Origin of the sequence: Paenirhizobium cremeum (genome assembly GCF_022884085.1) — a bacterium.
In the GTDB taxonomy this organism is placed as follows: Bacteria; Pseudomonadota; Alphaproteobacteria; order Rhizobiales; family Rhizobiaceae; genus Allorhizobium; species Allorhizobium cremeum.
The window spans coordinates 167,435-179,144 of record NZ_JAGGCS010000006.1 but is presented as its reverse complement, the minus strand read 5'-3'; the positions used below and the strand labels follow the sequence as shown (position 1 = coordinate 179,144).

Here is an 11,710-nt window from a genome sequence, read left to right as displayed (position 1 = left end):
AATCAAGGGGCTCGTTGGATGGCGATCAGCCGGCGTGTTCTATGAGATCCCAGTGGTTTCCGTAGAGATCCCGGAAAACGGCGACGGTGCCGTAAGGTTCATGGCGCGGCGCCTCGAGGAAGGTAATGCCGGCGGCACAAAAAGACGCATGATCCCGGACGAAATCGTCTGTCTTCAGGAAGAAGCCGACGCGACCGCCCGTCTGGTTGCCGATGGCGGCAAGCTGTGCATCCCCGTCCGCCTTCGCCAGCAACAGGGCAGCGCCTTCGCCGCCTGCCGGCCTCACCACCACCCATCGCCTGGCGCCGGGCAGGTCCTTGTCCTCCAGGCATTCGAAACCGAGACATCCGCAATAAAACGCCTTTGCGCGGTCATAGTCATCGACGACGATAGTGACGAGAAAGAGCGATTGGCCAGACATGGAAAACTCCGGAACGGGAGGCCGAACCATGCCGCACGGATGAGGCTCCATCAACTCGAAAGACATGCATTCCGGCAAGCATTTGACATAGCTTGACACAAGAAATAGCTAATCCTAATTCGTGGTATTGTGTTCCACATTTTTTCCATATTCCGAAATGAAATTGCCACCTCCGAAATCGGCTCCGACTACGGACGCCATTTTTCAGGGGGATGCCATGCGCACGGTCATTCGCGTCATGCTTGCCTGCCTCATGACACTCACGACGCAAGTCGACGTCAATGCCGGGGAGACCCGGAAAAACCGGACCACCACATTGAAACACGATTACACGGCCGCCTACACGCTGCAGCGGATCAGCGTTCGGGCCAGTTGTTTTCCAAAAAGCCTGCGGGTGATCCTTGCCCATATCGCCCGACAGACCGGACGGCGGCTTATCATCACGTCGGGACATCGGCCCCGTTCCGGCCGCTCACAACACCGGCATTGCCACGCTGCGGATTTCCGGATTCCCGGCGTTTCGGAAAAGAGAATTCTCCTGGCGGCCGCGAGCGCGCCCGGTATCGGCGGGATCGGTCGATACTGCAACGGCCTGGTGCATGTCGACATAGGACCCAAGCGCCGCTGGGCCCATTGCGGCGGGGGCGGTGGCAAGGGCAGCCTCGCCAACCTGAAGCCCCGAACGAAATCGTGATTCAAGCCTCTGGCGTGGCCGCGCTCGGCTTTCGCTTGAGGTTCCGACGCAGCATGCCGAGATTGGCTCCGCCGATGGCGAAAGCGACGCCGAAATAAACCGCCATGGCAACAGCAATCAGTCCGGCGAGAGCGGTAACTTGCGTCAGAAGCGGCGACTGCGGCGTCAGCCAGCCGGACCACAGGTCCGAAAGATAGACCAGCACAACGGCCATCAAAGCCGCTGCAGCCAGAAGCCTCAGCGTGCGCCCGACCAGCGGCCATTCCCATTCGAGATGGCCGCGCCGATAAAGCGTTGCGCCCAGCAGCAGCGTATTCGTCCAGCCGGCAGCGGCTTCGGCGACAGCGATGCCGCGTTCGGCGATCAGCGGGAAGAGGCTGACGGCAAGAGCCGTGTTGATAACCACCGAAATGCCGGTGAACCGCATCGGCGTGCGCGTATCCTCACGCGCATAGAATCCCGGCTGCAGCGCCTTGATGAGCACGAAGCCCGGCAGGCCGAGGCCATAGATGGCAAGGATACCGGCAACGACCGCGGTGTTCTGTTCCGAGAACGCACCACGTTCATAGAGTACCCGGATGATCTCGTCGGAGAGCACCCAAAGGGCGGCAGCCGCCGGCAAGGTGAGGAACAGCACGAACTCGATGGATCGGTTCTGGGTATTGGCGGCCTCCTTCATAAAGCCGGCCTTCAGCGCGCGTGCAAGTTCCGGCAGGAGAACGACGCCAACGGCAACACCGACGACACCGAGCGGCAATTGGTAGATGCGATCGGCATATTGCAGCGCTGCGATGGCGCCTTCCTTGCCCGATGCGATCGCCTGTCCGATCATCTGGTTGATCTGGGTGATCCCGCCCGTAACGGCTGCGGGAATTGCCAAAACCAGCAGCCGCTTCACATTAGGGGTAACGCGCGGGAACTTGAAGGCGATGTTCATGCCGGCGTGGCGAACCCCGGCATAAACCACGGCGAGTTGGAGAATGCCGGCGCCGAGCACGGACCAAGAGAGATACCAGGCCGTCACCTCCGGATCGGAGCCGGTATAAAGCGCCCAGAACAACGCGCCGATCATCATGACGTTGAGGAAGACGGGAGCGATCGCGGCAGCGAAGAAATGATGCAGCGAGTTCAGCATGCCGCTCAGCATCGCCGTCAGAGACATGCACATCAGGTAAGGAAACATCACCGCCGCGAGGCGCACGGTGAGCGAGAACTTGGCGTCGTCGCCGACGAAGCCCGGCGCGATGATCCACGACACCAGAAACGGCATGGCGAGTTCCATGACGATGGTTATCAGCATCAGCACGGAAAAAAGGACGCCGAAGACCTCTTCGGAGAAACGCTTGGCGCCGTCGACGCCATTCGCCTCGATCTCCTTTGCGAAGAGCGGCACGAATGCGGCGTTGAAGGCCCCTTCGGCAAAAAGCCGGCGAAACAGGTTCGGAAAGCGGAAGGCAGCGTAAAAGACGTCCGCCATCGGTCCCGTGCCGAGAGCTGCCGCCATCAACGTCTCGCGGGCAAAGCCGAAGACGCGGCTACCGAGCGTCGCACCGCCGACGGTCATGAATTTCTTGACTAGGCTCATCTCAGGCCCGGGCTTTCTTCGGCAATGCCTGCGGCTGCGCAAGCGATGCGCCGGCGGCAGGAGCCGCGCTGCGGTCGCGCGGCTCGTCATTCTGTTCCGCCATGACAGACTTGAGGCGCGTGGCTATGCTCGCCTGACGGTTCTCGCTCGTAACCTTCTGACCGACCAGATCGGTGACATAAAAGGTATCGATGACCTTTTCGCCAAATGTTGTGATGCGGGCCGAGTGAATGTCGAGCGACAGGTCCGCCAGAACGGCCGTGATCTCGGCCAGAAGACCGATACGGTCGAGGCACTCGACCTCGACGACAGTGAACTTGTTGGACAGGCTGTTGGAAATGGTAACGTCGGGCTGAACGGGGAAGGTCTTGTTCTTCTTCTTGCCCTTGCTGCGGGTGGCGATCACTTCCGGCAGGCGTTTCTTGCCCGACAGAACATCCTCGATCATCTTTCCGATGGTCGCGGCCCGTCGCATCTCGTCTTCATCGATCGGAAACTCGCGGTTGACCATGATGGTATCGAGCGCGCGCCCGTCGGAGGTCGTGAAGATCTGTGCATCGGCGATGTTGGCGCCAGCTGCGGCGCAAGCGCCCGCAATGACCGACAACAGACGCGGATGGTCGGGCGCCAGCACGGTGATCTCGGTGATGGCGTGGAAGGAGTCCGTGCGCACCATGGTCGCAAGCGCCTGCCCAGCCTTGTCGGCCTGACGAATGAAGTGCGCGTGGCGCACCTGGTCCTCCAGGGCAACCGACAGGAGATAGGGCTCGTAGTGCAGCTTGGTATAGCGCTTCTGATCCTTCTGGCTCCACCCGCCGAGCGCATGGGCAAGCTGTTCCGCCGCATGGCGGGCGCGTTCCTTGCGCGGCACCTGGGAGAAGCCGCCGGACAACAGCAATTCCGTTTCGTAATAGAGCGTGCGCAAAAGCTGGCCCTTCCAGCCGTTCCAGACACCGGGGCCGACGGCACGGATATCGCACACCGTCAAAACCAGCATCATGTTCAGCCGATCAAGCGATTGGATCTTCTCGGCGAAGTCGGTGATCGTCTTGCGGTCGTGCAGGTCGCGGGTCTGCGCCACCATCGACATCAGGAGATGCTGTTCGATAAGCCAGGCGACAAGCTCCGTCTGCTTGGGGTTCAGGCCGAAGCGTGGGCAGAGCTTGCGTGCAACCCTTGCGCCGGCAATCGAATGATCCTCCTGCCGCCCCTTGGCAACGTCGTGGAGCAGCACCGCGACATAGAGCGCCTGTCGTTCCTCGATAGCGGGCATTACCTTGGCGGCCAGAGGATGAAGCTCCTCGGCCTTGCCCTTGTCGATCTCTGACAGAACTTCCACCGTGCGGATCAGGTGTTCATCGACGGTATAGTGATGATACATATTGAACTGCATCATCGAGACGATCTTGCCGAATTCAGGAATGAAGCGGCCGAGCACGCCCGCCTCGTTCATGCGCCGCAGGATGAAGCCCGGATCGCGGCGTGACGTCAGCACGTCGAGGAAAAGACGGTTGGCCTCCTCGTTCTCGCGGAACTCATGATCGATCAGCGACAGCGAGCGCGTGACGGCTTTCAGCGCATCTGGATGAAACTCCAGGCCGTTGAGATCGGCCACGTGGAAAAGCCGCATGATCGCAATCGGGTCGCGCTTGAAGACGTCAGGCCGGGCGAGCGCGATACGGCCACGGTCATCGAGGAAATCGACCGTTCCGGCGATCTTGCGCGGCCGGTTGGCAAAGCGGCCGATTGCGGCGGTAATGCCCGGCGCGGCCTTGGCCTGCTGTTCCTCGAGCGTCGCGGCGAAGATGCGGGTGAGATCCCCGACATCCTTGGCGATCAGAAAGTAATGCTTCATGAAGCGCTCGACGGCCGAGAGGCCCGGACGAGCCTGATAGCCGAGGTTGCGGGCAATCTCGGGCTGGATGTCGAAATAAAGCCGCTCCTCCGGCTTGCCGGTCAGGTAGTGCATATGGCAGCGCACCGCCCAGAGGAAATCATCCGCCTTCTGGAAGAGGTGCCATTCCTGCCGCGACAGCACGCCGAGGCGCACCAGGTCGCCGGAATCACGGACGTGGTACTTGTACTTGGCGATCCAGAAAAGGGTCTGAAGATCGCGCAAGCCGCCCTTGCCTTCCTTCACATTGGGTTCGACGAGATAACGGCTGTCTCCGGCCTTGCGGTGACGTTCATCGCGCTCAGCAAGCTTCGCGGCGATGAATTCCGGCGCCGTATTGTTCGTTACTTCCTGGTCGAAACGGCGATGCAGTTCGCTGACCAGATCCTCCTTGCCGCAGACGAAGCGCGTTTCGAGGATCGCGGTGCGGATCGTCATGTCGCCCTTCGAAAGCCGGATGCATTCGTCGATGCTGCGCGTCGCGTGACCGACCTTGAAGCCCATGTCCCACAGCAGATAGAGCATGAACTCGACCGCCTTGTGCATGGTATCGGAAAGCTTCTGGGGCATCAGGAAGAGCAGGTCGATATCGGAGCCTGGCGCGAGCGTGCCACGTCCATAACCGCCGACCGCAGAAACCGCGATCCCATCGGCGCTGCCAGGATAGACATGGGTTATGGCGATCTCGAAGATCACCGCAATGAGCTGATCCTGGATGTCGGAAATGCGCCGGGCGCAGTTCAGTCCGCTTCCGTCCTTGAATAGGAGTTCACGCGCCTTCTCGCGACCGTCACTGCTCGCCTTGCGCAAAACGGGAAGCAAGGCGGCGCGCGTTTCCAGGAGATTTCCGGCGTGGGTTCGGGCGATGGTGTCGCACTCAGCCTTGAGTGCGGCGATATCGATCAGATCCGCATGTTCGTATTCGGTCTTGGCCATTATTGCTGCAGGCTTTCGTGGCTTGCCGGCTTTTTCAAGGCGGCGACGGATGGCGCTATAGCGCCTTTGCGGCGCACCGGACAAGCATATTAGCGTTCAAGGCTTGCCAAGTTGTTTCTTGAGATCGTAAAGCGCCTCGAGCGCCTGACGCGGTGTCATGTCGTCGAGATCGAGAGCCTTCAACGCCTCCTCCACCTTGGACGGGCCTGCCTTCGATGCCTCTTCGCGGCGTACCGCCACCTGAAACAGCGGCAGATCGTCGATGAGCGAACTTGCCGGGTTCTTGCGGTCGGCGTCTTCCAGCCGGCTCAGCACATCGCGGGCGCGGGAGACAACGGATGCCGGCAGGCCCGCAAGGCGCGCAACCTGAATGCCGTAGGATCGGTCGGCTGCGCCCGGACCGACCTCATGCAGGAAGATCACGTCGCCGTCCCATTCCTTGACCCGCATGGTGACGTTGGAAAGCCTGAGCAGCTTTTCCGACAGCACCGTCAACTCATGGAAATGGGTGGCGAAAAGCGCCCGGCAGCGGTTTACCTCATGCAGGTGTTCAACGGCCGCCCAGGCAATCGACAGGCCGTCGAAGGTCGCCGTGCCTCGGCCGATTTCATCAAGGATGACCAGCGACCGGTCGGTGGCCTGATTGAGGATCGCCGCCGTCTCGACCATCTCGACCATGAAGGTCGAACGGCCGCGCGCGAGGTCGTCGGATGCACCGACACGGGAAAACAGCCGGTCGACGACGCCGATATGGGCCGAGCCAGCCGGTACGAAGGAGCCCATCTGTGCCATGATGGCGATCAGCGCGTTCTGGCGCAGGAAAGTCGACTTACCACCCATGTTCGGGCCGGTCAGCAGCCAGATCGCCCCGGTATCGTCAGATCCATCCGGGGACAGGTTGCAGTCGTTGGCTATGAAGGGGCTTGCCGCCTGCCGGCGCAGCGCCTGTTCGACCACCGGATGCCGGCCGGCGACGATTGCGAACATGCGGCTGTCGTCGACCAGCGGACGGCAATAGCCCTGCTCCTCGGCGAGCGTCGCAAGACCTGCCGCGACATCGATGACTGCAAGCGCACGGGCCGCCGCCTTGATCGGCTCGGCCGCAGCGACGACAGCCGCCAGCATACGATCGAAGGCTTCGAGTTCAATGGCGAGCGCCTGACCCGCGGCATTGGCGATACGGCTTTCGAGATCGGCAAGCTCGGTCGTGGTGAAGCGCATGGCGCTCGCCATCGTCTGGCGATGGATGAAGCGGGCCTTGGCGGCCTCTCCCTCCGTCATCGTGCCGGAGTTTCCGGCGGTCACCTCAATGAAATAACCAAGTACGTTGTTATGCTTGATCTTCAGCGACTTGATGCCGGTCTCCTCGGCATATTGCAGCTGGAGACCGGCGATGACACGCCGCGACTGATCCCTTAGCGCCCTGACCTCGTCGAGTTCAGGAACGGCACCCTCCCTCAGGAATCCGCCATCACGCTTCAGCAGGGGAAGATCGTCCGCCAGCATCGAAGCGAGCAGTTCGCCGACGGAGACGGGAAGCGCCGCGAGGTCGGCGACGGCAGCAGCGAGTTCGTCCGGCAGGGGCATACCGGCCAGTCGCTCGCCCACTTCTCGGGCGGAAGCGAGACCTTGCAGGATCGCTCCGAGATCGCGCGGCCCGCCACGGTCGAGCGCCAGCCGCGAAAGCGCCCGCGGCATGTCCGGCACCCGCTTCAAGGCGTCATGCAGTTGTTCGCACAGCGCCGATTCGCTCAGCATGAAGGCAATCGAGTCCTGCCGTGCGGATATGGCCGAGGGATCGGTCAGCGGCGACATCAGCCGCTCGGCCAGAAGGCGGGCACCGCCACCGGTCACCGTACGGTCGATCGCCTTCAGGAGCGATCCGTTACGATCACCGGAGAGTGTCTTGACCAGCTCCAGATTGGCGCGCGTCGCCGGATCGATGAAAAGCGTCGAGGACGCGCTTTGCCGCTCCGGAAGCCCGAGCGGGGGGCGCTCCGATATCTGGGTCTTCTCGACATAGGCGACAGCAGCGGCCGCGGCTGCGATCTCGGCGCGGCTGAAAGAACCGAAACCATCAAGTGTGCCAACGCCGAAATACCGGGCAAGACGGGTCTCAGCCGTGGCGCTGTCGAACAGCACGCCCGGCTGAGGCACGACCACGCGCCCCAGCGCGTCGAAGACCGGTTTCATTTCGGGATCGTGGAACAGCGTGTCGGGCACGATCAGTTCACGCGGCTCGATCCGGAGAATGTCGGCGAGAAGCCGGCCTTCTTCCGACTCGGCCAGTCGGAAGATGCCGGTCGAGATATCGATCCAGGCCAGCGCGAGCTGCGGCGTCGAGCCGCCACGGATGCGGGCAAGCGCCATCAGATAGTTCGATTCGGATGGCGACAGAAGCTTCTCTTCGGTCAGCGTGCCGGGAGTGACGAGGCGCACGACGTCACGGCGCACGACGGATTTCGAACCGCGCTTCTTGGCTTCCGCAGGGTCCTCGACCTGTTCGCAGACGGCGACGCGGAAGCCCCGCGCGATCAGCTTTTGCAGGTAGTCGTCGGCCGCATGCACCGGCACGCCGCACATGGGAATGTCATAGCCGAGATGCTGGCCGCGCTTGGTGAGCGTGATACCGAGCGCGCGGGACGCCTCGACGGCATCCTCGAAAAACAGTTCGTAGAAATCCCCCATCCGGTAAAAAAGCAGGCTGTCCGGATTGGCCGCCTTGATCTCGATATATTGCTCCATCATCGGGGTCGCGGAGGCGCGACTTTCCTCGGAGGCAAGCTCGGCGGCATTAAAGACTTCGTTTGCGGGCGCGGTATTGATCGTCACGGGCCAAAGTTTTCTTGAAAAAGACGTCGGGCAACACTAACGACCTAAGCCGAGCAAAAACAACCACCAAGGACAGCCGCACGCATGGCTGCCCACAACAAGGTTCGAGGGAACATGCCAAGCAAGGATCAAGGGAAAGCCGTCAAGACATCCGTTACCGAACAGGAAGCGCTGGATTTCCACGCACAGGGACGCCCGGGTAAGCTGGAAATCACCCCGACCAAGGCGATGGCCACGCAACGCGACCTATCGCTCGCTTATTCACCGGGCGTCGCGGTTCCGGTCAAGGCGATCGCCGCCGATCCCGCCACGGCCTATGACTACACCACCCGCGGCAACATGGTCGCCGTCATTTCCAACGGCACGGCGATCCTCGGCCTCGGCAATCTCGGGGCGCTCGCCTCGAAACCCGTCATGGAAGGCAAGTCCGTTCTCTTCAAGCGCTTTGCCGACGTCGATTCGATCGACCTCGAAGTCGATACACAGGACGTCGAGGAATTCATCAACTGCGTCCGCTATCTCGGGCCCTCCTTCGGCGGTATCAACCTTGAGGACATCAAGGCGCCCGACTGCTTCATCATCGAGCAGCGCCTTCGCGAACTCATGGACATCCCGGTTTTTCATGACGACCAGCACGGCACCGCAATCATCGCCGCCGCCGGCCTCATCAATGCGCTCGAACTGACCGGCCGCGACTTCAAAACGACGAAGCTCGTCTGCAATGGTGCAGGCGCAGCGGCCATCGCCTGCATCGAGCTCATCAAGGCCATGGGTTTCAACCCCGAAAACATCATCCTCTGCGATACCAAGGGCGTGATCTACCAGGGCCGCAGCGAGGGGATGAACCAGTGGAAGTCCGCCCATGCCGTCAAGACGGACCGTCGCACGCTGAAGGAAGCGATGGAAGGCGCCGACGTCGTGCTCGGCCTCTCCCAAAAGGGCGCGTTTTCGGCCGAGATGATCCGCTCGATGGCACCCAACCCGATCATCTTCGCCATGGCCAATCCCGATCCGGAAATCACGCCGGAAGAAGTCGCCGAAATCCGGACGGACGCGATCATGGCGACCGGGCGTTCGGACTATCCGAACCAGGTCAACAACGTTCTCGGTTTCCCCTACATCTTCCGCGGCGCGCTCGACGTCCGCGCGTCGTCGATCAACGACGCCATGAAGATCGCCGCGGTCCACGCACTTGCCGCCCTCGCCCGCGAGGATGTGCCGGATGACGTGGCCGCCGCCTATCAAGGCCAACGGCCGAGGTTCGGCGCGCAGTACATCATTCCGGTACCCTTCGATCCGCGTCTTATTTCCTCCATCCCGGTTGCGGTGGCCCGCGCGGCAATGGAGACCGGAGTGGCACGCAAGGAAATCACCGATCTCGACGCCTATGCGCGCGAACTTTCCGCTCGCAAGGACCCGATTGCCGCCACCACCCAACAGCTCTACGAGCGGGTGCGCCAGAATCCGAAGCGCGTTGTCTTCGCCGAGGGCGAAGAGGAACAGGTGATGCGCGCTGCAATCGCCTTTGCCAACCAGGGCCTCGGCACCGCCATTCTGCTCGGCCGCGACGAGCCGTTGAGGGCGACCGCCGAACGCGCCGGCATCGATCTCGACCGTCCCGGTATCGAGCTTGTCAACGCCCGCGTTTCCACGCGGGTCGAGGCCTACACCGAATATCTCTATTCGCGCCTGCAGCGGAAAGGCTACCTGCACCGCGACTGCCAGCGCCTCATCAACACGGATCGTAACCATTTCGCCGCCTGCATGGTGGCGCTCGGCGATGCCGATGCCATGGTCACCGGCACCACCCGCAATTATTCAACCGCACTGGAAGACGTCCGCCGCTGCATCGACCCACAGCCCGGCCACCGTGTGATCGGCGTTTCGTTGGCCTTGACGCGAGGCCGTACCGTTCTGGTGGCCGATACCGCCGTGCACGACATGCCGACGGCGGAAGAGCTTGCCGATATCGCCGAGGAGGCCGCTCACGTCGCGCATCGTTTGGGTTACCAGCCGCGCGTCGCGCTTCTGGCATACTCGACTTTCGGCCACCCGACCGGCGAGCGCTCGGAGCGACTGCGCGAGGCCGTCAAGATCCTCGACAAGCGCAAGGTCGATTTCGAGTATGACGGGGAAATGGGAGCCGATGTGGCGCTCAATGCCCACCGCATGGAGCAGTATCCGTTCTGCCGTCTCTCCGGCACGGCCAACGTGCTCGTGATGCCGGCGATCCATTCTGCGGCAATTTCCACCAAAATGCTGCAGGAACTCGGCGGATCGACCGTCATCGGCCCGCTTCTGGTCGGCCTCGAAAAATCGGTCCAGATCGCCCAGATGGGCGCCAAGGATACGGACATCGTCAATATGGCGATGATCGCAGCCTATAACGCGCTCTGATCCCGGCTCGCTTCGTCCGGATCGATGCCCGCCGACCGGACGAAACCTTCGAGTGCCGCCATGTCGGCGGCGAGAGCCTCGCGCAGCCACGATCCGAAGGCCTCGACCTTCGGATCGTGGGATGCATTTTCAGCCGTTACCAGGTAATGCCCGTCCCCAGTTGCGGCGAAAGGTCCGAAGGGCACGACCAACTGTCCGCTCTGGATTGCATGGGACGCCAATGTCTGCCAGGCCAACATGACACCCTGGCCGGCGATCACCGCATCGAGGCATAGCGACGCCTCATTGAACACATGTCGTCCGGCAACCCGGCCAACCGGCAACCCCGCACATTCAAGCCAGACATCACGCGAAAACAGGGCGCGCGCGTCAACAACCCACGGCATATCAAGAAGATCCGCAGGCGAAGAGAGGCTGGCGGCCAGTGCCGGCGTACAGACGGGAAAGACACGCAGCTGCAGAAGCAGGTCGGCCCGTACGCCCGGCCAGCGACCTTTTCCAACCCGGATACAGAGATCGACATCGCCGACATTGGGGTCGGCAAGGCGGTCGGTGGCATCGAGCCGGATACGGATGTTCGGATAACGCTCGGCAAAGAGCCCGAGCCTGAAAACGAGCCATCGCGCGGCAAAGACGGGTGCGACCGAGATCGTCAGTACGTCATCGCGCTCATGGCGCACCACTTCCACCGCCCGGGAAAGACCTCCAAAGGCCTCCGTCAGTCGTGCCAGGAACTCTCTGGCGCCCGGCAGCGCCACGAGGCCTCGGGGCTCGCGCGCAAAAAGCGTGCGCCCGAGCTGTGTCTCGCACTTGATGATCTGCTGGCTGACCGCACCGATCGTCACGCCGAGTTCATCCGCGGCAGCCTGCAGCGAACCGAGACGACCGACCGCCTCGACCGCCCGCAAGCCGTTCAGGGTTATCACGTTCAGGTTACGCATATAGAAAATC

7 protein-coding genes are annotated in these 11,710 nt (G+C 62.1%); 2 read left to right on the top strand and 5 right to left on the bottom strand.

The window, feature by feature from the left end:
- Nucleotides 1-25: 25 nt before the first annotated feature.
- The gene (locus J5N58_RS13130; RefSeq protein WP_113338386.1) at nucleotides 26-421 is read right to left on the bottom strand and encodes a VOC family protein; all 396 of its coding nucleotides are present in this window, start codon (nucleotides 419-421) and stop codon (nucleotides 26-28) included.
- Between the two features lie 217 nt (nucleotides 422-638).
- Here J5N58_RS13130 and J5N58_RS13125 point away from each other — a divergent pair, with 217 nt between their 5' ends.
- On the top strand, nucleotides 639-1,115 hold the full coding sequence (locus tag J5N58_RS13125; protein ID WP_113338387.1) for a YcbK family protein: 477 nt from the start codon (nucleotides 639-641) through the stop codon (nucleotides 1,113-1,115).
- A gap of 1 nt (nucleotide 1,116) precedes the next feature.
- Here the strand turns inward: J5N58_RS13125 and murJ are convergent, their stop codons facing one another.
- From murJ to mutS, 3 genes are all read right to left on the bottom strand, one after another.
- A complete protein-coding gene (murJ, locus tag J5N58_RS13120; protein ID WP_244711117.1) occupies nucleotides 1,117-2,700 on the bottom strand; it encodes a murein biosynthesis integral membrane protein MurJ in 1,584 nt (527 codons plus the stop codon).
- A 1-nt stretch (nucleotide 2,701) separates the two neighbouring features.
- Nucleotides 2,702-5,530, bottom strand: a complete 2,829-nt coding sequence (locus tag J5N58_RS13115; RefSeq protein WP_244711115.1) for a [protein-PII] uridylyltransferase — start codon at nucleotides 5,528-5,530, stop codon at nucleotides 2,702-2,704.
- A gap of 96 nt (nucleotides 5,531-5,626) precedes the next feature.
- A complete protein-coding gene (gene mutS, locus J5N58_RS13110; RefSeq protein WP_244711113.1) occupies nucleotides 5,627-8,362 on the bottom strand; it encodes a DNA mismatch repair protein MutS in 2,736 nt (911 codons plus the stop codon).
- Nucleotides 8,363-8,476: 114 nt separating this feature from the next.
- Here mutS and J5N58_RS13105 point away from each other — a divergent pair, with 114 nt between their 5' ends.
- A complete protein-coding gene (locus tag J5N58_RS13105) occupies nucleotides 8,477-10,759 on the top strand; it encodes an NADP-dependent malic enzyme (protein WP_113443837.1) in 2,283 nt (760 codons plus the stop codon).
- On the opposite strand, the gene J5N58_RS13100 is transcribed toward J5N58_RS13105, so the two are convergent.
- Nucleotides 10,744-11,700 carry a LysR substrate-binding domain-containing protein gene (locus J5N58_RS13100; protein ID WP_113443802.1) on the bottom strand — a complete coding sequence of 319 codons (957 nt, stop codon included), beginning with the start codon at nucleotides 11,698-11,700 and terminating at the stop codon, nucleotides 10,744-10,746. The genes J5N58_RS13105 and J5N58_RS13100 overlap by 16 nt on opposite strands.
- Between the last annotated feature and the right edge of the window lie 10 nt (nucleotides 11,701-11,710).